Origin of the sequence: Stappia sp. (assembly GCF_965276915.1) — a bacterium.
GTDB lineage: Bacteria > Pseudomonadota > Alphaproteobacteria > Rhizobiales > Stappiaceae > Stappia.
This window is the reverse complement of record NZ_OZ255709.1, coordinates 3,774,238-3,797,390: the sequence shown is the minus strand read 5'-3', so window position 1 is coordinate 3,797,390 and position 23,153 is coordinate 3,774,238. Positions and strand designations below refer to the sequence as shown.

The following is a 23,153-nucleotide window of genomic DNA, read 5'->3' as shown; positions in this document are numbered from 1 at the left end:
ACCAGCATGCGCGACTGACGCGGGACGATCCCCCAATTGCATGGCCGCTGTCAAATGACCTTTCCCGCGGGACGGGTCAAGGGCTGCAGGGCGCACAGGGGGCCGATTGTCCTGCGGACAGCGGACGCAGCGGGAACAATTCTGCTCCCGCCAGTTGCGGGACGAGGCCCGGCATCCTCTCGCGGGAGAGCGGGTCGGAGGTGGGCGCAGCGCTTTTCGTCGGTCAGGGAAAGGATCGAGAAGCGCCTTCACCTGTCCGGTTGGCGACAATTGAAAATCGAAGGGCTACCTTGCAACCAATCGTTTTTAACGTGTAGTATGATTGTAGAAAACCAAAGGTTGTATAACTTTCGCCAGCCGTCAAAATCGGCCAATTATCGGGTCACGAAATGCCGATCGAATCCCACAAGGACCGCTCCGAAGCCGCGCGCTACTGCGCCCAGATATGCCGGGAGTTGAGGGATCTGGCATCTCATAACGAATTGGATTTCTTAGCATATTTACTTGAGATGGCACGCGTTGAAGCTTTCGACCGGCATGCCGACATCGAGCATGCGACCGCGGAAAAGGTCGCGCAAAGGTGAATTTTACCTGAGGTTGTGTTCGTAGCGGAAGTTGCACGGTGTCTTGATGACCTTTGCAGAACTCCAAAAATAGGTTGTATTTTATGCAATCACAACCCAACCCGGGGTAGGCAGCGGCGCCATTCGGGTTGTTGGCGTTCCCGATGAAGACGTGACGACGACGGCTATGCCCGGGAACGGCAATGCCGATCGGATTTGGCGAACCCGCTTTGCGATCGGCAACAGTTTGATTTTACGGATGGAAATCCGCCTGGCGGTCAGCGGCTGTCGATCAGGCTGATCTTCTGGCCGCGGTGGCGCTCAAGGCGACCGGCAAGCTCGAGTTCCAGCAGGATGACATGGACGATGCGCGCCTCGACGCCGGTGTGGCGGATGACCTCGTCGACCTCTACCGGCGAACCGCCAAGCGCCGCAAGAACCCTGTCTCTCGCCGTGTCGTCGACGCTCGGCGGACGAGGCTGATGGTCGGGAGCGGCAGGTTCGGCGATGTCCAGCGGTATGATCGGATCGCCGAGCTGCCGGCGGGGGCCGAGGCTTTCCAGCACGTCCTCGCCGCTGGCAACCAGTGTCGCACCCTCGCGAATGAGGCGGTTGCCGCCTTCGGAACGCGGATCCAGCGGCGATCCGGGAACGACGAAGACCTCGCGGTTCTGCTCGGCGGCGAAGCGGGCCGTGTGCAGGGAGCCGGAGGCGCGCGCCGCCTCGATCAGGACGGTTGCAAGCGACATGCCCGAAATCAGGCGGTTGCGGCGCGGGAAATCGCGGGCGCGAGGCTTCCAGCCGAACGGCATCTCGCTGACGATGGCGCCGCCGCGCTCGGCTATATCCCGGTAAAGGTCCCGGTTTTCCGGCGGATAGACGACATCGACGCCGCCGGCGAGGACGGCGAGGGTGCCGCCGGCAAGGGCGGCGCGATGGGCGGCCGCGTCGATCCCGCGGGCAAGGCCCGAGACGATCGTGTAACCGGCGGAGGAGAGATGAGCGGCGATTTCGGTCGCGATCTTCTGCCCGGCAAGCGAGGCGTTGCGGGCGCCGACCATGGCGATGGCGTCCTCTTGGGCGAGGCGGTCGTCCGAGCCGAGCACGGCGATCAGCGGCGGCGCCCCGTCGACATGGCGCAGCAGCGGCGGGTACCCGTATTCGCCCAGTGCGCGGAAGCGCCCGCCGAGACGCGTCAGTGCTGCGGTCTCTTCTTCCGCCTCGGCCTGCGAGGCGACGCGAATGGTTCTCTTGCCGCCCTTGCGGGAAAGCTCGGGCAGGGCGGCAAGCGCGGCCTCGGCCGAACCGGTGTGGTTGATCAGTTCGCGAAAGGTGATCGGCCCGACATTCTCGGAGCGGATGAGGCGCAGCCAGGCAAGCCGCTGGCGATCCGTCAGGACGCGGCCGCGCCCCGCTTCGGATCGCTCCGTGGTCATCCCTTGGATCCGATGCGGCCTTCAGTGCCCTTGAGAAGACGTCCGATGTTCTCGTGATGCCTGGCCCACAGGATCAGTGACAGGAGACCCATCAGTTCGGCGAACTGCACCCGGTCGAAGACGAGGTAGAGCAGGAGCGGTGTCGCGAGACTGGCGACCAGCGCCGAGAGCGAGGAATAGCGGGAGACAAGGGCGACGCCGATCCAGATGACGGCGAAGGCAAGCGCTGCCGGCCAGAACAGGCCGAGCAGGATGCCGAGATAGGTGGCAACGCCCTTGCCGCCGCGAAACTTCAGCCAGACCGGAAAGAGATGCCCGAGGAAAGCGCCCAGGCCGGCCATCACCATGATGTCGGGTCCGCCGAAGCGCCCGGCCACCCAGACGGCGAGCGTGCCCTTCAGCATGTCGCCGATGAGGGTCAGTGCGGCGAGATGCTTCTTTCCGGTACGCAGCACGTTGGTCGTGCCGATATTGCCGGAGCCGATCTTGCGAATGTCCCCTTCGCCGGCAAGGCGGGTGATGACAAGGCCGAAGGGTATGGAGCCCAGCAGATAGCCGAAAACGAGGGCTGCTAGAAAATAGGGCAGGGCCAGGCTCCAGCTGATCGGGTCGGGCACGCGCAGCCTCCGGTTGTGATCGTGGTGCAATCCTAGGACGAGACGATGCGTCCCGCAACGATGGTCTGGAGGACCTGCCCGGAAAACCGCGCGTCCTCGAAGGGCGTGTTCTTCGAGCGTGAGCGGATCCGGGCCTTGTCGAGAACCCAGGGCCGGTCCGGGTCGAAGACGACGAGATCGGCCGGAGCGCCTTTGGCAAGGCTTCCCCCCGGAAGACCGAGACGGCGGGCGGGATTGCAGGTCATGGCCGCCAGCAGGGCCGGGAGCGGCACCTCGCCGGCATGCACGAGCCGCAGCCCGGCCGCCAGCAGGGTTTCCAGGCCGATGGCGCCGTCGGCGGCCTCCGCGAAGGGATGGCGCTTGGTCTCGACGTCCTGCGGGTCGTGATTGGAAACGATGACATCGATCGTGCCGGCGGCGAGCGCCGCGACCATGGCCAGGCGCTCTTCCTCGGCGCGCAGCGGCGGCGACATCTTGAAGAAGGTCCGGTAGGGGCCGATGTCGTTCTCGTTCAGCGTCAGGTGATTGATCGAGATGCCGCAGGTGACGTCGAGGCCGTTCTGCTTCGCGCGGCCGACGGCGGCGGTACTGTCGGCGCAGGAGATCGTCTGGGCGTGATAGCGGCCGCGCGTCAGCGCGGCGAGGCGCAGGTCCCGCTCGACCATGATGATCTCGGCCTCGCGCGGGCTGGAGGGCAGGCCTTTCCAGCTCGCCGAAAGGCTCTCGTTGATGACGCCACCGCCGGCCAGGTCCGGATCCTCGGTATGGTGCATCACCAGCGCGTCGAAGTCGCGGGCATAGGTCAGCAGCCGCCGCATCATGCCGGAATGGGTGACGGAGCGATGGCCGTTGGAGAAGCCGACGGCGCCGGCCTCGCGCAGCAGGCCGATCTCGCTCATCTCCTCGCCGCCGAGCCGCTTGGTGAGGGCGGCAAGCGGGTGGACATTGACCACCGCCGTGTCGCGGGCGCGCCGCAGGATGAAGTCGACGAGCGCCGGATCGTCGATGACCGGGTCGGTCTGCGGCGAGGTGACGATGGTCGTGACGCCGCCGGCCGCCGCCGCCTGGCTGGCGCTTGCAAGCGTCTCGCGGTGTTCGCCGCCGGGTTCGCCGACGGTGACGCCGATGTCGATCAGGCCGGGGGCCACGACCGCGCCGGCCACGTCGATCACCTGCGTGCCCTCCGGCATGCCCTGGTTGAGGGCGCTTGCCCCGGCAGCGGCGATGCGGCCGTCGATGAGCAGCACGGAGCCTGGTTCATCAAGACCGCCGGCCGGGTCGATGACGCGGGCATTGGCGAGAAGGATCGGGGTCGGGATCGCCGCCATGGTTGTCCTCCTCAATTGTTCGGCAGGTGGGCGGCAAGCGCCTCGAGAACGGCCATCCGCACGGCAACGCCCATTTCGACCTGCTCGCGGATCAGGCTTTGCGGCCCGTCGGCGATCTCCGGATCGATCTCCACGCCCCGGTTCATCGGGCCGGGATGCATGACGAGCGCGTCCGGTTTGGCGCTGTCGAGCTTGTCCCGGTCGAGGCCGTAATAGCGGAAATACTCGCGCACGGAGGGAATGAAGGAGCCGGCCATGCGTTCGCGCTGAAGCCGCAGCATCATGACGATGTCGGCACCGGCCAGCCCCTTGCGCATGTCCTGGAACACCTCGACACCCATCTGGGCGATGCCGTTCGGCAGCAGGGTGGAGGGCGCGACGACCCGCACCCTTGCACCCAGCGCATTGAGCAGGATGATGTTGGAGCGGGCGACACGCGAATGCAGGATGTCGCCGCAGATGGCGACCGTCAGGCGGGCGATCCCGCCCTTGTGGCGGCGGATCGTCAGGGCGTCGAGCAGTGCCTGGGTGGGGTGCTCGTGGGCGCCGTCGCCGGCATTGACGACCGAGCATCCGACCTTCTGCGCCAGAAGATGCACCGCGCCGGCTGCGTGATGGCGAACGACGATGATGTCGGGATGCATCGCGTTCAGCGTCGCGGCCGTGTCGATCAGCGTCTCGCCCTTCTTCACCGAGGACGAGGAGACCGACATGTTCATGACGTCCGCGCCGAGCCGCTTGCCGGCGATCTCGAAGGACGACTGCGTCCGCGTCGAGGCCTCGAAGAAGAGGTTGATCTGGGTGCGGCCGCGCAGGACGGACTTTTTCTTCTCCACCTGCCGGCTGATCTCGACGGCGGCTTCCGCCCTGTCGAGAAGGGCGGTGATCTCGTGGGGCTGCAGGCCCTCGATGCCGAGAAGGTGGCGGTGCGGATAAAGCTCCGCGAGAGGAGATGTCGGTGTGCTCATTAAAGCCTACCCTATAGGCGCTGCGGGCCAGGGGCTCAAGCGCCGAGACTGCTTCTCCACCGGGTTGGCCGCACGCATAGCGCTGCTAGGCGGCAAGAAGCAGGACAAGCGGCATGGTGACGGCCGCGACCAGCGTCTGCAGTGTCAGGATCTCGGCCATCAGCGGTGCATCGCCCCCCATCTGGCGGGCCAGAAGATAGGCATTGCCGGCGGAGGGAACCGACATGGCGATCATCACCGCCGTGAAGGCCGGCCCGTGCACGCCGATCAGGGTGGCGAAGAGGAAGCCGAAGAGCGGCATGACGGCGAGCTTGAGGATGGTGGCGCTCGTCAATGCGGGGCCGGGTCGGCGCAGGGAGCCCAGATTGAGCCCGGCGCCGACGCAGACGATGCCGATGGGCAGTGCCGCGCTGCCGAGGATCTCCAGCGTCGACCAGGCGAAGCGCGGCAGCGGCAGGCCGGTCACGTTGATCGCAAGCCCGACGGCGGTCGACCAGATCAGCGGGTTGCGGGCGAGGTCGAGCGCGATCTTGGCGGCGCCCGGCGCCTCGCCGCTGGCAAAACGCGACAGCACCAGGACGTTGATGATGTTGAGAAGCGGGATCATCGCCACCACCGCCACGGCCAGCAGGGCGACGCCGTCGGCGCCCAGCAACTCGTCGGCGATGGCCAGCGCGACAAAGGTGTTCCAGCGCGTCGCGCCCTGGAAGACGGAGGAAAAGCGCGGGCCGTCAATGCCGAAGCTGCGCTTGAGGAGCGGTTGAAGGGCAAGGGTCAGCGCCGTCATCGCGAAGATGGACAGGACCAGGGCGGCACTCATCTCGAAGGCGGGAATGGCCATGAAGTCGGTGCGGGCGACGGTCGAGATGATGATGGCGGGAAACAGCAGGAAATAGGCGATCTTCTCGATGCCGCGCCACTGGTCGCCGGTGATGAGGCCCATGCGGGCAACGACATGGCCGGCGGCAATGACGAGGAGGACCGGAACGAGCGCGTTGAGGATGCCGTTCACGGCGAGAGATCCCGTTGCTGCGCGCTGCGCGCCAGATGGGCGAGACGGTCGAGATAGCCCTGGAGGATGAAGGCCGCGGCCATCTTGTCGACCAGTTCGGCGCGGCGCGCGCGCGAGCGGTCGGCCTCGATCAGCGTGCGCGTGACGGCGGCCGTCGACAGGCGCTCGTCCCAGGCGGTCATCGGCAGGTCCGTCAGCGGTGCCAGGTTGCGGGTGAAGGAGCGGGTTGCCTGGACCCTGGGCCCCTCGGAACCGTCCATGTTCAGCGGCAGCCCGATGACGAGGCCGCAGATCTCGTGTTTGGCGCAGACTTGCAGCAGGAGGGCGGCGTCGAGACCGAACTTCTTCCGGCGGATGGTCTCCAGCGGCGAGGCGATGCCGCGCCCGAGATCCGAAAGCGCAAGGCCGATCGTCTTGGTGCCGAGATCGAGCCCGAGCAGCCGGCGCCCCGGGGGCAGGACAGCGGCGAAATCTTCGTGCGACAGGAGTGGATCGTGGGCCATCTTCCGGCTTTAGCACGGCGATGCGCGGGCGAACAGATCGCGGGATTGCCCTCGCTGCACAGGCGGCTAGATTCCCACCGGACATTCAGCCTGCGGGAGCGGATCCCGGGGCAAACCCGAAAACCTTGAGGCAACGCAATGAAGATCACCCATCTCGGCCATGCCGCCTTTCGCGTGGAAATTCCCGGCGCGACGATCCTGATCGACCCGTTCCTGTCGCAAAGCCCGTCCTTTCCCGCCGATATGAGCGTCGAGCAGGCAAGCGAAGGGGTTACCCATATCCTGCTGACCCACGGGCATGACGACCATATCGGCGACACGATCGCCATCGCCAAGGCGACCGGTGCGCAGGTCACGGCGAATTTCGAAGTGGCCATGTGGGTGCAGTCGCAGGGGCACGAGAACATCAACCCGATGGGGTGCGGCGGGACCGTCGATGTGGGGCCCTTCACTGTGTCGCTGACCCAGGCGCACCACAGTTCTTCGTCGCTCGCCGGCGGCTGGCCGCCGGTCTATATGGGCCAGCCGAACGGCGTGGTGGTGCGCGCCGCCGGACAGCCGGTGCTCTACCACATGGGCGATACAGACATTTTCGGAGACATGGCGCTGGTCAACGAGCTCTACGCGCCGAAGGTCGGCATCGTGCCCATTGGCGACCGCTTCACGATGGGCGCGCGCACGGCCGCACTCGCCTGCCGGCGCTTCTTCGACTTCGACACGGTCATTCCCTGCCACTTCGGCACGTTCCCGATCCTCGACCAGTCGGCGGATGCCTTCGTCGCCGAGATGGGCGACCAGGCGGACCGCGTGAAGGTGACGGCGCCCGGCGGATCGCTGGAGGTGTGAGGCCGGGGCCTTGTCTGGGCGTGTTTGTTGCCTATGTATCGATCGAGTGCGCCGCCTATTGCACGGCAGGGGCGGTTGTGCGAATAATCGATTACTCCGTTGCGTCCCGCTACGTTTTAAGGTCGTAACGGCATAAAAGGGCTCCTGCGGGAGCCCTTGCTATTTCTGGATCTTGATTGGATTGCGAATGGATCGTTGCGCCGTTTTCGTAGACGCGGGCTATCTTTTTGCGCAGGGAAGCGCGGCAATCACAGGCAGCAAGAAGTCGCGTGACCAATTGCTTCTGAATGCCTCGGTTGCTGTTGATGCGTTGATAGCGTTTGCCTGCAGGAAAGCGACGGATTGCCGGATTCTCCGAATCTACTGGTATGATGGCGCGATAGGTGGAGTACGTCCCACATCCGACCAAGCCCTCGTTGCGAACTTTGATAATGTGAAACTGAGGCTTGGCTTCGTAAACAGTCATGGTCAGCAGAAGGGCGTCGATTCCCTCATTGTGACGGATCTTATCGAACTTGCCCGCCTGAAGTCGATTACGGATGCTGTTTTGCTTTCTGGCGACGAAGACGTCCGTGTCGGCGTTCAGATTGCTCAGAACTATGGCGTGCGGGTCCATCTGCTTGGGATCGCACCAAGCCGCGGCTCGCAGTCGCAGCAGCTTATGCAGGAAGCCGATACGACGAGCGAGTGGGACGGCGGGTTCGTGTCGACATTCTTGAGCTTGCGTGAAGGGTCCGGTGCCCCTTCGGAGGCGGCAGAACTGGCAGCGGCAACACCACTCGCCGACAACGGAACGTTCGACACCGATAAGATCAAAATTGCCGTGACGTCCTTTGTCGAGAAGCTCGAAGAGACGGACATCAAGGGAATTGAGGCGTACTGGGAGATGAATCGTGGCGTTCCGCCGGATCTTGACCGGAAACTGCTCCCCTTCTGTGGTTCTGCCCTTCGGCGAAACCTCGAGAAAGACGAAATCCGGTTTATGCGATCTTTTTTTCGAGCAGTCGTGAAAGCGCGGGGCAATTCGCCGAGCTGAAGCATGCCAGACGTCTGGACAGACAGAGAATGTTCACGTAATGTTCTCACCTGTCCAGAACGGGTGTCGCCATGACCAACATTGTCCGTCCCTTTTCTCCCGGTGCGAAAGCGTTGCCGTTTCGTTCCCGCCTTGACGATTACATCGTGGCCCTGTCGCGCGGCGACCTTGCCGGTGCCGCCCGCGCCCATTTCGCGCCCGACATCCGTCTCTACGACAACGGCTCGCTCGCCGCCGACGGGCTCGAGGCGGTGCTGCGCAAGATGATGCCGGTGTTGCGCCGGTTCACCATGCTGCGCGGCACGGTCGACGATCTCGTCTGCGACCGGGCCCGGGAAATGGCGGAGTTCGCCTGCCGCTTCGACGGGGTGGATGTCGACGGCCGGATGGTGCGCGAGACGGTGATCTTCCGCCAGAGCTGGCGGCTGGGGCGGATCGTGGAGGAACGCCAGGAGCGGGGCGGGCGCGTCGACCGGGCCTTTGGCGACGACCGGCTGCTGCGCAGTCTCGTCAGCGGCGCGCGGGCGATGCCCGCTGGCGACGGCGGGCGTATTTGCGCCTGAGCGTGGGCATGAGCGCGGGCCTGATCGTGGGCTGTGTCTTGCAGGCCGAAGGAAGCGGGTGGTATAGGCCGTCGGGCAAGGCGGAGCGTTCGCGTCGCCAGCCGTCATTCTGGAGAGGCCGTACCGGGTTGTCCCGCGTGGGGCCGCCGGAGGAACGGGCCGGTTCCAAGCTTCTGGAGAATTCGCATGTCCGTCGATATCGATACGGTGAAGCGCGTCGCCCATCTGGCGCGGATCAAGGTCACGGACGACGAGGCCGGGAAGATGACCGGCGAGCTCAACACGATCCTGGCCTTTGTCGAGCAGCTTGACGAGGTCGACGTCGAGGGCGTCGAGCCGATGACCTCGGTGGTCAAGCAGGAGATGAAGAAGCGTCAGGACGTGGTCACCGATGGCGGCTATCCGGACAAGGTGACGGGCAACGCGCCGGCTTCCGACGACAATTTCTTCATGGTCCCGAAGGTCGTGGAATAGGATCATGGCCTTCGTGGTGGGTGTCGAAAGCCCGCTGAGCAACGAGATGCGGAGCCTGATCGGCGAGTTGAACGCCGTCCTGCTGACGCTGTCGCCGCCCGAGCACTGCCATCACATGAGCGTCGAGGAGATGGCGGCTCCGGACACGACCGTCTTCGTCGCCCGCGATGCGGAAAGCCGAGCGGCGCTGGGCTGCGGCGCGCTGCGCCGGCATGGCGGCGGCATCGGCGAAGTGAAGCGCATGTATACCCGCGCGGCGGCGCGAGGGCTTGGCGTCGGCGGCGAAATCCTCGGCCGCGTCGAGGCCCTGGCGCGCGAGGAGGGGCTTTGCGAACTGGTGCTGGAGACCGGCGGCCGGCACGAAGCGGCCTGGCGGGTCTATGAGCGCGGCGGCTTTTCCCGCTGCCCGCCGGTCCTCGATTATCCCGATACGCCCTTTTCCGTCTTCTACCGCAAGGCGCTGGCGGAGGCCGGCGAGGCCTTGCGGACTTGACGGGAGCCGCGCGGGGCGCGAGACAGGCGCAACGACATGCCGTGACCGTGCGGCGCAGACCATTCCAGCGTGACCAAGTCCCAGCGAGACGACCCTGATGACCGAGCTGACGAAACTGACCCTGGCCGAGGCCCGCGACCGGCTCGCCGCCCGCGAGATCAGCGCAACCGATCTGACGAACGCCTATCTTTCGGCGATCGAGGCGGCCAATCCGTCGATCAACGCCTATGTCGCGGTCACGGCCGACCGGGCGCGGGAGATGGCGGCGCGCTCGGACGAGAAGCTCGCCCGGGGCGAGGGCGGGGCGCTGGAAGGCATCCCGCTCGGCATCAAGGACCTGTTCGCCACCGAAGGGGTCCACACCCAGGCCTGCAGCCACATCCTCGACGGCTTCAGGCCGCCGTATGAATCGACCGTGACCGCCAATCTGTGGGCCGATGGCGCGGTCATGCTCGGCAAGCTGAACATGGACGAGTTCGCCATGGGGTCGTCGAACGAGACGTCCCATTACGGCAATGTCGTCAATCCGTGGCGGCGCGCCGGCTCCAACGAGGCGCTGGTGCCGGGCGGCTCGTCGGGCGGTTCGGCCGCGGCCGTTGCCGCATCGCTGTGCCTTGGCGCGACGGCGACGGACACGGGCGGCTCGATCCGCCAGCCGGCGGCGCTGACCGGCACTGTCGGCATGAAGCCGACCTACGGGCGCTGCTCGCGCTGGGGCGTCGTCGCCTTTGCCTCCTCGCTCGACCAGGCCGGACCGATCACCCGGACGCTGCGCGACAACGCGATCATGATGCGCTCGATGGCCTCGACCGATCCGAAGGACACGACCTCGGTCGACATGCCGGTCCCCGACTACGAGGCGGCGATCGGCCGTTCGGTCAAGGGGCTGAAGATCGGCATTCCGGCCGAGTACCGCGTCGAGGGAGTGCCCGACGAGGTCGACGCGCTGTGGGCCAAGGGCATCGAGTGGCTGAAGGCGGCCGGCGCCGAGATCGTCGAGATCAGCCTGCCGCACACGAAATACGCGCTGCCGGCCTATTACATCGTCGCGCCGGCGGAGGCCTCGTCCAATCTCGCCCGCTATGACGGCGTGCGCTATGGCTTGCGGGTTCCCGGCGAAGACATTGCCGACATGTATGAAAACACCCGCGCCGCCGGTTTCGGAGCCGAGGTGAAGCGGCGCGTGCTGATCGGCACCTATGTGCTTTCCGCCGGCTATTACGATGCCTATTACCTGCGTGCCCAGAAGGTCCGCACCCTGATCAAGCGCGACTTCGACGTGGCTTTCGAGGCCGGCGTCGACGCGATCCTGACGCCGGCAACGCCGGATGCGGCCTTCGCGCCGGGCGCCTTCAGCGGCGATCCGGTGCAGATGTATCTCAACGACATCTTCACCGTGACGGTGAACATGGCCGGCCTTCCGGGGCTTGCCGTGCCGGCCGGCCTCAACCGCGACGGGCTGCCGCTCGGGCTGCAGCTGATCGGCCGTCCGTTCGACGAGGAAACGCTCTACACGCTCGGCCATGTGCTCGAGGAGGCCGCCGGCCGCTTCGAGCCGGCGAAGTGGTGGTAGGCGGATCCTGAATCAATTTTCGCGCAGAATCCTGCAGGAATTGCGCGAAACATTATCGAAATTGTCGCATCGAATTGCGCGTCAACAGGCCCGGAAGGTACGCCGTCCGGGCTTTTTTCGTTTTCCGGCCGCCTGTACGCCCCTCAATCCGGTCCAGTGCCGGCGGATCATGCGCCGGAACAGGCTCCAAAACAGGGCTCCAGAATAGGCGCACAAACAGGAGCGGGGACAGACAAGGGCGTGCGCTTCCGGATTTCAGCTCGCGGCGGCGCGCCGCCAGCCGGCGGCCAGTAGGCCGGCGCCGATCATCATCGAACCGCCGGCCCGGTTGATCCACATCCGCACACCGGGCTTGCGGATGCGGGTGCGGACCATCGACGCCATCAGCCCGTAGGCGGCGGCGTTGAGCGTGGCCAGCGCGATGAACGTCACCTCCAGGATCGCCATCTGCGGCAGCAAGGGCTGCGCCGTGTCGAGGAACATCGGCAGGAAGGCGACGAAGAAGACGATGCTCTTCGGGTTGAGCGCCGTCACCGCATAGGTGTGCAGGGCGATCCGCAGGGCCGGCGCGCGCGGTGCGCCGGGTTCGACATCCGGGGTGACTGCCACCGGCGCCCGCCACAGCTTGATCCCGAGCCAGACGAGATAGGCGCCGCCGATCCATTTCAGCGCGGTAAAGAGCGTCGCCGAGGTGGCCAGCAGCGCGCCGAGGCCCAGCATCGAGGCCGTCATCGCGGTCAGGTCCCCAAGGGCGACGCCGATGATCGTCGCCGAGGCCGCCGCGCGGCCGTGCCCGAGCGCGTAGGCGACGACCAGCAGAATGGTCGGGCCCGGGATGGCGAGAAGCACGAAGGAGGCGGCGGAAAAGGCCAGCCATGTTTCAAGGGTCATGCATTGCTCCTGTGTCTGTTCGCTCCGCGAAGCAATCCACAGTCGCGCGCGCCTGAAAAGGGAAAAACGGGCCGGATGTCCTTTTGGGTAGAGAGGCGGTTCGCGAAGGGCCGTCCTTTGGGCGGACTGGCACCCTGGCGGGCTGGCACCCTGGCGGGCTGGCACCTTGGCTGACTGGCACCCTGGCGGACTGGCACCCTGGCGGACTGGCACCGGGGAACCAACCGGGGTGCGATGCGTTGGCCCAACGTGTCCCAACCCGGCTCAAGGACCGAATTGTTCAATGAACGATACCCCCACCGAGAAAACCCCGCAGGAGGTCCGGCAAGGCCGTCGCGGCCGTCCGGTGCTGCTTGTGCTTGTCGTCAGTGCCGCGATTGCCGCGCTTGGCCTGGCCATCGTCGGCCTGATCTATTCCGCCGGCGCATGATCTCCCGTCGAGGAACCGGACAGGCCGCGCCGACCATCGGCCGAAGGCGGTCCGAAACGCCTGCGATAGCTTGACGGCGTCACGCCGAAACGCGCGCGGAACTGCCGCCGGAGACTGTCCGCGGAGCCGAAGCCGCAGGCAAGCGACACGTCCTCGAGCGGCCGGTCGGGCCGTGTTTCGAGCAGCAGTTGCGCGGCGCGCAGCCGCTCCCGCAGGACGAAGGCGCCGGGCGTCAGCCCGGTCGCGCCGATCACGCGACGGTGAAACGTCCGCTCGCTCATGCCGGCACGCCGCGCCAGGGCGTCGATGCTGATCGGGGCGCCGAGGTTGGCCCGGATCCAGTCGAAGACCGGGCCGAGCCGGCCGCTTTCATGCGCGCGCGGCACCGGAGCAGCGACGAACTGCGCCTGGCCGCCGTCGCGATGCGGCGGCACCACCAGGCGGCGGGCGACATCGTTGGCGAGGCGCGCGCCGAAGTCGCGGCGCACCACATGCAGGCAAAGGTCGATGCCGGCAGCGGACCCGGCCGCCGTCAGGATGTCGCCCTCGTCGACATAAAGCGTGTCCTCGATGAAGTCGATTTCCGGAAAACGGTCTTTCAACACAGGCAGATAGCGCCAGTGGGTCGTCGCGCGGCGGCCGTCGAGAATGCCGGCCTGCGCCAGCACGACGGCTCCCGAGCACAGCGACATCAGCCGCGCCCCGCGCCGGTGCTGTTTCCTGAGGGCCTCCGTCAACCGGTGCGGGACCGGCTCGGCAAGGCCGCGCCAGCCGGGAATGACGATGAGATCCGCCTCGTCCAGCGCGTCCAGCCCGGCATCGACCGAGACGGAGAGCCCGCCTGCGGCCCGCAAGGGCCCGTCCTCGGCGGCGCAGACGGAAAAGCGGTACCAGCCGGGACCGGCTTCCGGCCGGGGCAGGCCGAAGACCTCGTAGGCGACACCGAACTCGAACGTGCAGAGCCCGTCATAGGCGATCACATGGACATTGGGCGGGGTGTTCATGCGGGGGCTCGCGACGACGGGATTGGCAGGATCTGTCGGATCATAGTTCTTCCTGCCACTGGCCGCCAGCCGGCGTGCCGCGCAATATCGGCCGGCAACATCCTGACCGGAGAATTTTCATGGCCAGCCCCGTTACCGAAATCGCGCCTGCCACCGCCGACGTGGTGCTCGCGCATTACCGCAAGCGTCTTTCCTTCGAGACCGACTGCGCCGATGTCCATGCGGCGCAGGCAGCGGGCGCGGCGGACTTTGTCCTCTGCGATGTGCGCGGCACGGAGGCCTACGGACGGGCGCATGTGCCCGGCGCGATCAGCCTGCCGGTCGGCAAGATGAGCGAGCGGCGCATGGCCGAGTGGCCGGCGGAAACGCTCTTCGTCGTCTATTGCGCCGGGCCGCATTGCAACGGCACCGACAAGGCGGCGATCCGCCTCGCGAGCCTTGGCCGCAAGGTGAAGGTGATGATCGGCGGCATGACCGGCTGGGCCGACGAAGGGTATGCCTTTGAGGGGGAGGGGGTGCCGTGAGCGCCGCCGGGCGAAGGGCGGCGATCCGGTGGGACATGGCGCGTCCGGTGTCGTCGCCTTCGGCTGCTGCTCAGGCGATACCGGATGCTCGGCAGCCAGTATCTCCAGTGAGGTGGCAGGATCCGGCAGAAGTTACGAAGGCGTTTTAACGTCAATCCGTTATGAAGAAGCAGTGCCAGGCGACATGTGCTTTCCGAAAACCGCTATGCTTTGGGAATTGCCGCCCAAGGCGGCCCGAAGAAGAGTGCGCGTCACACGGGCTTCGTCGGCGGCGGCGAAGCCGCAGATGCGCCCCTGATCGAGAGGGTTGGAATGAACGGTATCGAGCTTGAAGACTGGCTTCTTATACTGGTCGTATTGGCGATACCGGCCGTGGCCATCGTCGCGTTCAGATGTTCCTCCATCGCTTGGGTCAGGAGAATTTGGTGGATTCCGCTGACCCAACTCTTCTTGATGTTGGCGCTAATTTTCATAGACGAGCAGTGCGAAGGCGGATTTAAGTTTCCATGGGTCAACTGCGGTTATAAATTTTTGGATCAGTATGCAAATTCAATAGCCGGTCTGCTCGTCGTCAATATGATGTCAATTGCGTTCCTCCTTCCGGTAGCACTTGTAGCTCTAGCGATTACAGAAGTGATCTTGCGAAGAAACCGAAGATAACGCTCCTGCACTGGCAAGATTGGATGCATACCGTCCGGAAGACGGAACGGGAACTACCGCTAGAGACGCCCCAAAAACAGGGGGGCGCTACCGCCATTCTAGTCTCTTCCCGAAAAATACAGTTTCTTAGCGGCCTCATTGAAGACAATTACGGCGTTATGACTAGGGTTTGTCATTATTAAGTTGTCATTTTTCCCGTGAAATTCCATGAATTCATCTCTGATGCGATTGTCTGCGCATGCTTTTCCGGAAAGCAGTGTTATGCCGATGAATTGTGCTTCGAGAGACTCTTCGCTCTTGTAATTGGAAACGACGAAACCACCGGTTTCGATGCTGTCGGGATCGAAACGTTCGATATCATAAACCGCGAGCGTGCAGTCCATTTGCGAATTGAAGTATGTCAGCCTTGCGATCTCGAACCCGCCCGGGATTTGGGAACGGACCGCCGGTTCATACAACAAGTCGCACCCAAGCAAGACCGAGCACATGAGAACCGGAATGATCTTTTTCGGCATCGCGTTGGTTCATCTTGTTTGAGCTACCAACGGGTTCCTATCGTATGGGAATTGCATAATCCATCGGAACAGGTCCGGGTTTTCCATAGATTGGCGCAGAGCGAATTCGCGGAGCCTGACGGTCGGCAAGGTGAGCGATTTGCTATTGCCGAAATAAACTGTTGTCTCTATTCGATGGGACAATTGTTCACTGAATCAGTTTCCGCACTTTTTGAAAAGTAGCTGCAAATCGAGGTTGGTTGGCATGCGCAAGTGGTTTGTTCGATTAGTAGCTTTGGTAGTAATCGCGGGTGGAAGTTACACTGCCTATGATTATTACCGCGCCGGGTTTCATAAGCGACCAGATATGCCCGAGGGGGCTTTCTCCCACTCTTATAAAAATGGGCTGCGCGCTATCCTAGTTGGCATTTCGAACGAGGAAAAAACAAGGCGATATTTTGGCTTTCCTTTTGATGTTCCGTTCTATCTCAAAGATGAGTGGTCGTTTTGCTTCTCACCGGGTGAGGATGACCAAGAGAACGTCGTAGCTTTCATGAAAGAAAGAGATTGGCCTGGAATGAGATTCGAGGCCATTTGCAAGATCGAGGTGGGCGACGAAACTGTAGTGCGTGGTGTCATCGCATCGGTCCCGAGGCTTTAGCGACGCGCGAAGGCGTCAGGCGTTCTGCGGTTCGGCACTCCACCCCGGGAAGCCATTCCAGGCTCCCCGGGGGTTGGCTTCTACCTGTTGTCGACCTGGGCGCGCACGCGCACCAGCCCGAGCCGCGTGATGCGGTAGGGGCCGGAGTTGGACGAGGCGATCAGGCGGCGGCGCTTGAGCTTGCGGAAGAGCTCCAGCGTCATGCCGGCATGGTGCCAGCCTTCGCGGGTGACAATGCGCAACACGTCGATGCGGCCGCGCTCGTTCTTTTCGACGAGCACGCAGCCGCCCTGAGCGAGCAGGTGCAGGACCCGCTGCTCGGTCCTTGAAATATCCATCGGGATGTCAGTTCCGGAAGATGCAATTCGACCGTCGACTGCCGCAGCCCTTTTCGCATGCGGCGTCGTTCTGGGTTCTCGCCCGGTCGTCAATCAGGACCGGGCTTTACCGGGCCTCGCGGTTTCCGCGCATAAAATCTCCATCGAAAGACGATATCCCGATACCGCCAATGGCCGGCGGTTGCAATCGCGCCGGCAAGGAGGGCGGTCGCTCCGCCCGCCACCGTTGCGGATTTGCCGCAAGCGGCGGGTGCGTTGGTCGCAGGTCTGGTGGCAGGTCTGGCGGCTTTCCTTTTCAGCGCGGCGGACCTAAAACATGCTCATGACACCCGCCGAATCCCTTTCGCTGCTCTTCGGCCTGGCCGGCCTTCTCAACCCGTTCGCGCTGCTGATCGGCGCGGTGCTCGGCTGGTACGCGGATGCGCGCGCCAAGCTGATCATCGCCGCCTTTGCCGCGGCGGCCTTGAGCGTTTTGATCGACGCCTCGCTCAACCTGAGCGGGGTGCGCCCCGTCGGCGGCTATGACGGCGGGCCGCTGGCCGTGCTGCCGTTCCGCTTCGTCGGGGCGCTGCTGATCGCCATGTTCGTCTACGGCATCCGCAAGCGCGCGCGCCGCAAGCGCAAGTAGACCGGGCGAGGCTCAGTCCCGGTTTTCAGTCCATGTTTTCAGTCTTGGCCGGTCCAGCGGGCGAACAACTCGCCGTTGCGGCAATAGCCGGGCGTCCGCTCGGCACCGTCCTCATGCGCATCGAGCCAGCCGGCGCAGTCTCGCGGCCGGTCGCAGCCCATGCAGCGGTGGATGGCTGAGCGCAGCGTCGCCTCGAGGGTGATGTCCTGCGGCATCGCGTCGGTCGCCCCGACAGTGCGCATCATCCGGCCCATCAGGCCGGCCCTCTCGTCCAGGCGTTTCATCAGTCCCATTGTCGCGTCCTCCTGCTCCTCGCCATGCGGCGCCGGACCCCAGCCTATAATGGTTGCGGGTGAAACCGTTTGATCAGGATCAAGGCGAGAGGCGGGAGAAAGGCGGGCCGCGCCAAGCTCTCCGCGAATCTGCTAATGTCGCAGCGGTGCAACATCCGCACAGGCGGGGCTCCGCATGATCTCGCGTGTTTCGACCCCGACGGGCGTTGTTGCCGTCACCCCGATCACCAGGCTGCCGCCGCTCAATGTCGGCGATGTCATTGCCGTGCGGGTCGCCCGCCACATGGCCGACAATGTCATGCGCCTCGTCTCCGGCACGTTCCAGCTCGATGTCGAGGGCGAGGAGATGCTGCCCGTCGGGGCGCGCGCGAAACTTGCCGTGGAGCGGGGCGCGGACGGCGTGCGCTATCACGTCAGCCCCGAGGGCGAGAGCGCCGGGCGCTTCGCTGCCGCGGGTGCAGGCGCGCCGGCCCGCGAAGCCGCCGCCCTTGCCCGCATCACCGACCTGGCGACACGGCTGGCGGCGGACCAGGACGGGCTGGCGCCGCTTTACGCCGGCGCATCGGCCGCGGCACGCACCATGGCCGCCCTGCCGCCCGGCAACACGCTCTTTCCCCCGGCGGTGGCCGGCGCGCTGGCCGCGATCCTCGGGTTCCGGCTCGACGCGGGCGGGCGGCTCGATGGCACGGCACTGCGTCAGGCCTTGATGCGGATCGCCGGGCAGTCGGCGGGCGGCACGGGGCAGCCGCCGCCGGGCCTCGACACGCTTGACGAGGCGCTGGCCGGGCTGCTCCGCGCCTTGCGCGGCACGGCGGGAGAGCGGCAGGCGCCATCGCGCCAGGCCACCCCGCCGCCGCTGCCCGGCCTGACCCGACATCCGCGCGGGGAACGCCCGGCCCGGGCCAGCGGCGAGTTGCTCTCCGCGCTCGGCCGGCGCGATGCGCAAGGGGCGGCCGCGATGCTTGCGGCCAAGAGCGAGGCGGCACTGGCGAGGGGGCGGCTGGCGGCGCTTGCCTCGCGCGGGCTGCTTGCCGATGCGGGGGCGGGCGGCGACGCGGCGCTGTTCGACCGGGTGCTCGACCTGCCGCTGCTGATCGGCGGCGAGACGGCAGTGATTTCGCTGCAGGTCGGCCGCGACGACACGCCCGGCCACGAGGGCGAGGGCGCCCACGCCGCCTGGCGGCTGCGCTTTGCGCTCGACACGGACGGCACCGGCCCGGTGGAGGCGGTGGTCGGGCTCGACGGCGCCCGGCTCTTCGCCAGCATCTGGGCGGTGCGCGAGGAAATCCGCATGGCGCTCAACCAGCGCCTGCCGCGCCTTGCCGTGACGCTTGCCGATCTGGGGCTGGAGGTGATGGACCTCAAGGTGCTGGTCGGCCTGCCGGACGATCCGCCGGCGGCCTCCGGCCAGTTCGTGGACCGGGTCTCGTGAGCGGCGAGCGGCGGGAGCCGCCGGCCGTTGCGGTTGCGCTTCGCTACGACCATGCGGGTGCGCCGCGCGTCACCGCGAGAGGGCGCGGCGCCGTTGCCGCCCGCATGCTGGAAATCGCCGTCGAACACGGCGTGCCCGTGGAAGAGGACGAGGCGCTGGCCGAAGCGCTGTCGCAAGTGGAACTCGACCGGGAAATCCCGATCGAGCTCTTTGAGGCGGTTGCCGCCGTGCTGCGCTTCATCCTGGCGGAAAAGGGGCGGCTTTGAGGGAAGCGGACGCGCTGCGGCAACGAAATGACTTGCCAAACCTGAACCGAAATGGGAGTTCCGTCTCCCAAGCCGCCCGCACGCGCCCCCCTGGCGCGGCGGGGCAGTGTTCCGGGCGGGTCGTTATCTCATCCCCTCCTTCAGGGGGCTCGCTCCCAGGATTGGAAAGCCATTGTTGAACACCGACTGCCCGCCGAAGGAAAAGCCCCGCTCCTGGAACGCCTCGCTTGCCAGGTACCGCGAACCGAGCACGGCGCGCAGCGTCTTCGAGATCCTCGCCAGCCTGCTGCCCTTCGCGGCCCTGTGGGCGGCGGCGGCGCTGTTGGTGGCCAACGGCCAGTGGTGGGGCCTCGTCCTGACCGTGCCGGCGGCCGGGCTGCTGGTGCGGCTGTTCATGTTGCAGCACGATTGCGGGCACGGATCGCTGTTTACGCGGCGCGGGCTCAACGACTGGACGGGGCGGGCGCTCGGGGTGCTGACCTTCACCCCCTATGACTACTGGCGGCGCACCCATGCGATCCATCACGCCTCGACCGGCAATCTCGACCAGCGCGGCATCGGCGATGTCGACACGCTGACGGTGCGCGAATACCAGGCGCTGCCCCGGGCCGGCCGGCTGCGCTACTGGCTCTACCGGCATCCGCTGGTGATGTTCGGCCTCGGCCCGGCATGGCTGTTCGTGTGCCAGTACCGGCTGCCGGTCGGCCTGATGCGCGGCGGGCTGGAGCCGTGGGTCTCGACCCTTGCCACCAATTTCTGCATCGCCGGCATGGCAGCGCTGCTGATCTGGGCGGCCGGGCCCGTCCCGTTCCTGACGGTCCAGGGGCTGATCATCCTGATCGCGGCGACGGTCGGCGTCTGGCTCTTCTACGTGCAGCACCAGTTCGAGGAAACGCACTGGTCCGAGGCAGGCGAGTGGAACTACACGACCGCAGCGCTGGAGGGCAGCTCGCATTACGACCTGCCGCCGGTCCTGCAGTGGTTCACCGGCAATATCGGCATCCACCACGTGCATCACCTGTCGAGCAAGATCCCGTTCTACCGCCTCACCGAGGTGATGCGCGACTTTCCCGAGCTGCACGACATGAACCGCATCACCCTGCGTGAGAGCCTTGGCTGCGTGAAGCTGGTCCTGTGGGACGAAGACACCCGCCGGCTGGTCTCGTTCCGCCAGGCCCGTATGGCAAGGGCCGCGGCCTGAGGGGGAGAGGGGTGAGTTGATCATTCCGGCGGGCGGCGCCATATTGCCTGTCTGGCAATGGAGATGCGCGAATGTCCGCCCCGAACGCCCCGCCTGACAACAAGACCCGCAGCGACACCGGGCACGGCGCCAAGCCGCGCAAGCCGGGTTTCACCGTCGAGACGGCGGCCCAGCTGCGTGAGCAGGGTGCGGCGCGCCCGTCGGTCAAAGAGATTGTCACGGACACCAATATCCGCTTTGCCGAGACGCTTCGCCGCCTCGGCGAGTGATCTGCGATGCTGCAACCCGACTGGCTGGACCCGCGCGACATCGACGAAATCGTCGCGCAACTGGCCGTCGCCTTCCCCTCGCATCTCATCCGACCGCTCGCCGCCAAGCAGAACGATCTGTTGAGCGGCCTCGACCGACCGTGTCAGCGGTTCGCCTATGGTGGTGACGGGGACCTTTTGAACCTTGCGGCCGAATATGTCTTCGGCATCACCAAGGCCCATGCATTTGCCGATGGCAACAAGCGGGTGGCACTGCATGCGGCGCTGGTCTTCCTTAGCCGCAACTACGTCACCATTGACGAGCCCGTTCCCGGCTATCTCGACCTGCCGATCCGCCGGCTGGTGACGAACGAGCTTTCGGTCGAGCAACTGGGCGCGATCCTGCGGGAGCATGCGCGATTTCTGGTTTGAGAAAAGTGGCGGAAGACTGCCAACTTGCGCTAGTCTCGGGCGAAGACCGGGAGAGCATCGCCATGAACGACAATCCGCATATCGGCGAAAGCTTCGAGAGCTTCCTTCGTGACGAAGGGATCCACGAGGAGGTCACGGCAACCGCGATCAAGCGCACGCTGGTGATGCAGATCGAGCAGGAGATGGCGGCAAACAACATCTCCAAGTCCGAGATGGCGCGGCGCATGAAGGGCAACACCTAGTAGCTCACCCGCTCACTCGACATGGGGCACGGCCGCATCCAACTCGACACGCTCATCCGCGCCGCCGCTGCGGTGGCGGGCGGGGGATCGGTGGATCTGTGCGAGCTGGAGCCGTCTACGTACCTTACTCATCGTCGACTTCTGCTCCGACAACATCATCTAGCTTTCGTTCAATAATACGAACAATTCTGGGATCCGAAACAGAGTACCTGTTTACAGGCTTGCCGCCTAACTCGCTCGGCACAGTTCCGTCTTGACGAACCAGTCCAGCTTCTTCCCACAGTTTAATTTTATTCCTAGCGCCCTGGTCGCCAATCTTAAATTTTGACTGAACATCTTTATTGACGAAAGATGGGAGGCCAAGGCGCAAAACTTGTTGAACTAATTTTGTTTTGTACCAAGTGCCTATCGTCTCTGTGCAATACTTATCACATGCATTGTCTACGTCGTTTTCAGTTATAAGGCCATCCACTCCTCTGGAATCGTGCTCTCGAATTATCATGTCGAAAAGACGAATGATCTCCCGAGGAGATCGAATAGCTAATTTGATCAAATCAGCAACCAGCAGATCAAAGTCAATGTCGGGTTCAAAAAAATTCGCTAAGATCAATTTTCCATCTGAGAAATATGCAATCCTAGCATCCAGCATTTCTCGAAGTCCCAACTCGTTCCAAGTAATATTTGCATGTGTAATTTTGTCCAGGCGCACAGTTAATTTTTCTCCTTGGAAATGACCCTGAACATTACTCCAAAGAAAAAACGTCCATGCGAAGCCTGGAACTTCAAGTAATTGTATGTGTGCAAGGATAGGATAAACAAGCTCAGCAGTGGATTCTGCAGAATTTGTAGTTAAATGTGTTTCGTCGATTTTATCCAGAAGAACGCATATGCCAGAAAACCCCAGACTTTTGGAGAGTTCTACAAGTTCATTCAAAATTGCCCTAGATGTATTACTTGATAATGATTTAAGAGATGAAATTATCTCTTCTATTTCTTTAGATACATCGGTATTTGTTTTAGTCTTGTTTGCTAGAATGGCTGCGAGGCAACTGCTGAAAATTTTGTTTATTGGGTCCCATCGACGAGCCAGCCATGTGGCGCTCTTTGTTGTCCATGCGGCATTTAATAAACGAAACGCCTCAGAGCTGGATAACTTTCTGTCCATCTCAGGAATTGGAGAATAGAATTCTTCGATGAGAGCTATGAAACGCGCGCGTTCGCTGTTGTTGATTCCTTCGAGATAGATTGCTCTCTCTTCTTCAGGGAGCGAAGAGAACCAAATTAATGATTGTTCGATGACAGCAAACGCTATTATTTTCACAATCTTGTTGTCGTCTAGTGTGCCTTTTTGTAAGTAGGGAAGCAGCGTCGAAAAGTCTGTGACATTGACGGTTAAGGGATGGCGGTTTCCGCCACTTTCATTCGATGCCCTCTCCCAGAGGTCATTGAAGACAGTGATGCGTGTGGCGCTTTTACCGGCACCTCTGTCACCAAACAGAATAAACGAACCGAGCGCGCTGTTACGTTCTACGATAGTGGCTAGATAAGGTGGGCGAACAGCATATCGTGCAATATTCGGCTCGGTTTCTGCGGCATAGTGTTCAAACGGATTTGCTGTTAGATTGAGTTTGTATTTTATAGTCTTTGTCATTTTAAACCTTTTATATTTCTTAAAGTCGTTGTCGTCAGCTGGAATTTTTCGATACTGATTTTAAGTTTCGGGATTCGTAATGTATTTCTACTGATGTCTATTGATTTCAATATTGCATCATGTTCATTCTATCGAAAATATGCCGATGAACGCAAGCGGATGAATTGATCGCGCCTAGTGCAGTGCCCGAGTCCACTCCCCCACCTCCCCCCTTGCGGGGAGGGCAAAGACCCACTACCCACACACTCAAGCGTTCTGGCGCGCGTTTCGGCGCGCGGGGCACACGTTTCAGGACATGTCCGTTCCCCGTTTTCGCGCGCGTGCGCGGGGGCTTGAGGGAGCGGGC

At 63.8% G+C, this 23,153-nt stretch carries 30 protein-coding genes; 18 read left to right on the top strand and 12 right to left on the bottom strand.

What is annotated here, in order from left to right; all coding sequences use genetic code 11:
• Nucleotides 1-389: 389 nt before the first annotated feature.
• Nucleotides 390-584 (top strand): hypothetical protein, encoded by a 195-nt coding sequence (locus tag ACQY46_RS17555; RefSeq protein ID WP_306028403.1) that lies wholly within the window; start codon nt 390-392, stop codon nt 582-584.
• A 257-nt stretch (nt 585-841) separates the two neighbouring features.
• Here ACQY46_RS17555 and dprA read toward each other — a convergent pair whose 3' ends face one another.
• From dprA to ruvX, 6 genes are all read right to left on the bottom strand, one after another.
• Nucleotides 842-1,999, bottom strand: a complete 1,158-nt coding sequence (gene dprA / locus ACQY46_RS17550) for a DNA-processing protein DprA (RefSeq protein WP_428697296.1) — start codon at nt 1,997-1,999, stop codon at nt 842-844.
• A complete protein-coding gene (gene plsY, locus ACQY46_RS17545; RefSeq protein ID WP_428697295.1) occupies nt 1,996-2,616 on the bottom strand; it encodes a glycerol-3-phosphate 1-O-acyltransferase PlsY in 621 nt (206 codons plus the stop codon). Before plsY ends, dprA begins: the two co-directional genes overlap by 4 nt.
• Nucleotides 2,617-2,648: 32 nt before the next feature.
• Nucleotides 2,649-3,944, bottom strand: coding sequence for a dihydroorotase (locus ACQY46_RS17540; RefSeq protein ID WP_428697294.1), 1,296 nt, complete (start codon nt 3,942-3,944; stop codon nt 2,649-2,651).
• Nucleotides 3,945-3,955: 11 nt separating this feature from the next.
• Nucleotides 3,956-4,912, bottom strand: coding sequence for an aspartate carbamoyltransferase catalytic subunit (locus tag ACQY46_RS17535; protein WP_428697293.1), 957 nt, complete (start codon nt 4,910-4,912; stop codon nt 3,956-3,958).
• An 85-nt stretch (nt 4,913-4,997) separates the two neighbouring features.
• Entirely contained in the window at nt 4,998-5,924 is a 927-nt protein-coding gene (locus ACQY46_RS17530; RefSeq protein WP_428697292.1) for an AEC family transporter, read from the bottom strand.
• Complete coding sequence (gene ruvX / locus ACQY46_RS17525; RefSeq protein WP_428697291.1) at nt 5,921-6,427, bottom strand: Holliday junction resolvase RuvX; 507 nt, start codon at nt 6,425-6,427, stop codon at nt 5,921-5,923. Before ruvX ends, ACQY46_RS17530 begins: the two co-directional genes overlap by 4 nt.
• Nucleotides 6,428-6,565: 138 nt before the next feature.
• Between ruvX and ACQY46_RS17520 the strand changes: the two genes are divergently transcribed.
• The 6 genes from ACQY46_RS17520 to gatA all read left to right on the top strand — a co-directional run bounded on the left by ACQY46_RS17520 (nt 6,566) and on the right by gatA (nt 11,412).
• Nucleotides 6,566-7,273 carry a metal-dependent hydrolase gene (locus tag ACQY46_RS17520; RefSeq protein ID WP_428697290.1) on the top strand — a complete coding sequence of 236 codons (708 nt, stop codon included), beginning with the start codon at nt 6,566-6,568 and terminating at the stop codon, nt 7,271-7,273.
• Nucleotides 7,274-7,460: 187 nt separating this feature from the next.
• A complete protein-coding gene (locus tag ACQY46_RS17515; RefSeq protein WP_428697289.1) occupies nt 7,461-8,309 on the top strand; it encodes an NYN domain-containing protein in 849 nt (282 codons plus the stop codon).
• Between the two features lie 71 nt (nt 8,310-8,380).
• The gene (locus ACQY46_RS17510) at nt 8,381-8,872 is read left to right on the top strand and encodes a nuclear transport factor 2 family protein (RefSeq protein WP_428697288.1); all 492 of its coding nucleotides are present in this window, start codon (nt 8,381-8,383) and stop codon (nt 8,870-8,872) included.
• Between the two features lie 186 nt (nt 8,873-9,058).
• Complete coding sequence (gene gatC, locus ACQY46_RS17505) at nt 9,059-9,346, top strand: Asp-tRNA(Asn)/Glu-tRNA(Gln) amidotransferase subunit GatC (RefSeq protein WP_428697287.1); 288 nt, start codon at nt 9,059-9,061, stop codon at nt 9,344-9,346.
• 4 nt (nt 9,347-9,350) lie between these two features.
• Complete coding sequence (locus ACQY46_RS17500; protein WP_428697286.1) at nt 9,351-9,839, top strand: GNAT family N-acetyltransferase; 489 nt, start codon at nt 9,351-9,353, stop codon at nt 9,837-9,839.
• A 97-nt stretch (nt 9,840-9,936) separates the two neighbouring features.
• A complete protein-coding gene (gene gatA, locus ACQY46_RS17495; protein ID WP_428697285.1) occupies nt 9,937-11,412 on the top strand; it encodes an Asp-tRNA(Asn)/Glu-tRNA(Gln) amidotransferase subunit GatA in 1,476 nt (491 codons plus the stop codon).
• Nucleotides 11,413-11,667: 255 nt separating this feature from the next.
• Here the strand turns inward: gatA and ACQY46_RS17490 are convergent, their stop codons facing one another.
• A complete protein-coding gene (locus ACQY46_RS17490; RefSeq protein ID WP_428697284.1) occupies nt 11,668-12,303 on the bottom strand; it encodes a LysE family translocator in 636 nt (211 codons plus the stop codon).
• A gap of 283 nt (nt 12,304-12,586) precedes the next feature.
• Here ACQY46_RS17490 and ACQY46_RS17485 point away from each other — a divergent pair, with 283 nt between their 5' ends.
• The gene (locus tag ACQY46_RS17485; RefSeq protein ID WP_428697283.1) at nt 12,587-12,733 is read left to right on the top strand and encodes a hypothetical protein; all 147 of its coding nucleotides are present in this window, start codon (nt 12,587-12,589) and stop codon (nt 12,731-12,733) included.
• Here ACQY46_RS17485 and ftrA read toward each other — a convergent pair.
• On the bottom strand, nt 12,715-13,737 hold the full coding sequence (gene ftrA, locus ACQY46_RS17480; RefSeq protein ID WP_428697282.1) for a transcriptional regulator FtrA: 1,023 nt from the start codon (nt 13,735-13,737) through the stop codon (nt 12,715-12,717). The two genes, ACQY46_RS17485 and ftrA, sit on opposite strands and share 19 nt — an antisense overlap.
• Before the next feature lie 119 nt (nt 13,738-13,856).
• Between ftrA and ACQY46_RS17475 the strand changes: the two genes are divergently transcribed.
• Nucleotides 13,857-14,261 carry a rhodanese-like domain-containing protein gene (locus tag ACQY46_RS17475; protein ID WP_428697281.1) on the top strand — a complete coding sequence of 135 codons (405 nt, stop codon included), beginning with the start codon at nt 13,857-13,859 and terminating at the stop codon, nt 14,259-14,261.
• Nucleotides 14,262-14,447: 186 nt separating this feature from the next.
• Nucleotides 14,448-14,921 (top strand): hypothetical protein, encoded by a 474-nt coding sequence (locus ACQY46_RS17470; protein ID WP_428697280.1) that lies wholly within the window; start codon nt 14,448-14,450, stop codon nt 14,919-14,921.
• Nucleotides 14,922-15,019: 98 nt separating this feature from the next.
• Here ACQY46_RS17470 and ACQY46_RS17465 read toward each other — a convergent pair whose 3' ends face one another.
• Nucleotides 15,020-15,436, bottom strand: a complete 417-nt coding sequence (locus tag ACQY46_RS17465; protein WP_428697279.1) for a hypothetical protein — start codon at nt 15,434-15,436, stop codon at nt 15,020-15,022.
• Between the two features lie 244 nt (nt 15,437-15,680).
• On the opposite strand from ACQY46_RS17465, the gene ACQY46_RS17460 reads away from it, so the two are divergent.
• Nucleotides 15,681-16,076 carry a hypothetical protein gene (locus ACQY46_RS17460; RefSeq protein WP_428697278.1) on the top strand — a complete coding sequence of 132 codons (396 nt, stop codon included), beginning with the start codon at nt 15,681-15,683 and terminating at the stop codon, nt 16,074-16,076.
• 80 nt (nt 16,077-16,156) lie between these two features.
• Here ACQY46_RS17460 and ACQY46_RS17455 read toward each other — a convergent pair whose 3' ends face one another.
• Nucleotides 16,157-16,414, bottom strand: coding sequence for a YjhX family toxin (locus ACQY46_RS17455; protein WP_428697277.1), 258 nt, complete (start codon nt 16,412-16,414; stop codon nt 16,157-16,159).
• A 316-nt stretch (nt 16,415-16,730) separates the two neighbouring features.
• Here ACQY46_RS17455 and ACQY46_RS17450 point away from each other — a divergent pair, with 316 nt between their 5' ends.
• Nucleotides 16,731-17,042, top strand: a complete 312-nt coding sequence (locus ACQY46_RS17450; RefSeq protein ID WP_428697276.1) for a phosphatidylglycerophosphatase — start codon at nt 16,731-16,733, stop codon at nt 17,040-17,042.
• Between the two features lie 38 nt (nt 17,043-17,080).
• Here the strand turns inward: ACQY46_RS17450 and ACQY46_RS17445 are convergent, their stop codons facing one another.
• Complete coding sequence (locus tag ACQY46_RS17445) at nt 17,081-17,335, bottom strand: DUF6455 family protein (RefSeq protein ID WP_428697275.1); 255 nt, start codon at nt 17,333-17,335, stop codon at nt 17,081-17,083.
• A gap of 175 nt (nt 17,336-17,510) precedes the next feature.
• Here ACQY46_RS17445 and ACQY46_RS17440 point away from each other — a divergent pair, with 175 nt between their 5' ends.
• The 6 genes from ACQY46_RS17440 to ACQY46_RS17415 all read left to right on the top strand — a co-directional run bounded on the left by ACQY46_RS17440 (nt 17,511) and on the right by ACQY46_RS17415 (nt 21,156).
• Nucleotides 17,511-18,767 carry a flagellar hook-length control protein FliK gene (locus tag ACQY46_RS17440; RefSeq protein ID WP_428697274.1) on the top strand — a complete coding sequence of 419 codons (1,257 nt, stop codon included), beginning with the start codon at nt 17,511-17,513 and terminating at the stop codon, nt 18,765-18,767.
• Nucleotides 18,764-19,033, top strand: a complete 270-nt coding sequence (locus ACQY46_RS17435) for an EscU/YscU/HrcU family type III secretion system export apparatus switch protein (RefSeq protein WP_428697273.1) — start codon at nt 18,764-18,766, stop codon at nt 19,031-19,033. The genes ACQY46_RS17440 and ACQY46_RS17435 overlap by 4 nt, the downstream gene beginning before the upstream one ends.
• A gap of 175 nt (nt 19,034-19,208) precedes the next feature.
• Nucleotides 19,209-20,234 (top strand): fatty acid desaturase, encoded by a 1,026-nt coding sequence (locus ACQY46_RS17430; RefSeq protein WP_428697272.1) that lies wholly within the window; start codon nt 19,209-19,211, stop codon nt 20,232-20,234.
• Nucleotides 20,235-20,305: 71 nt separating this feature from the next.
• Nucleotides 20,306-20,503 carry a hypothetical protein gene (locus ACQY46_RS17425; protein WP_428697271.1) on the top strand — a complete coding sequence of 66 codons (198 nt, stop codon included), beginning with the start codon at nt 20,306-20,308 and terminating at the stop codon, nt 20,501-20,503.
• A gap of 6 nt (nt 20,504-20,509) precedes the next feature.
• Complete coding sequence (locus ACQY46_RS17420) at nt 20,510-20,914, top strand: type II toxin-antitoxin system death-on-curing family toxin (RefSeq protein ID WP_428697270.1); 405 nt, start codon at nt 20,510-20,512, stop codon at nt 20,912-20,914.
• Between the two features lie 62 nt (nt 20,915-20,976).
• Nucleotides 20,977-21,156, top strand: coding sequence for a hypothetical protein (locus ACQY46_RS17415; protein WP_428697269.1), 180 nt, complete (start codon nt 20,977-20,979; stop codon nt 21,154-21,156).
• Between the two features lie 124 nt (nt 21,157-21,280).
• Here ACQY46_RS17415 and ACQY46_RS17410 read toward each other — a convergent pair whose 3' ends face one another.
• Complete coding sequence (locus ACQY46_RS17410; RefSeq protein WP_428697268.1) at nt 21,281-22,807, bottom strand: P-loop ATPase, Sll1717 family; 1,527 nt, start codon at nt 22,805-22,807, stop codon at nt 21,281-21,283.
• Between the last annotated feature and the right edge of the window lie 346 nt (nt 22,808-23,153).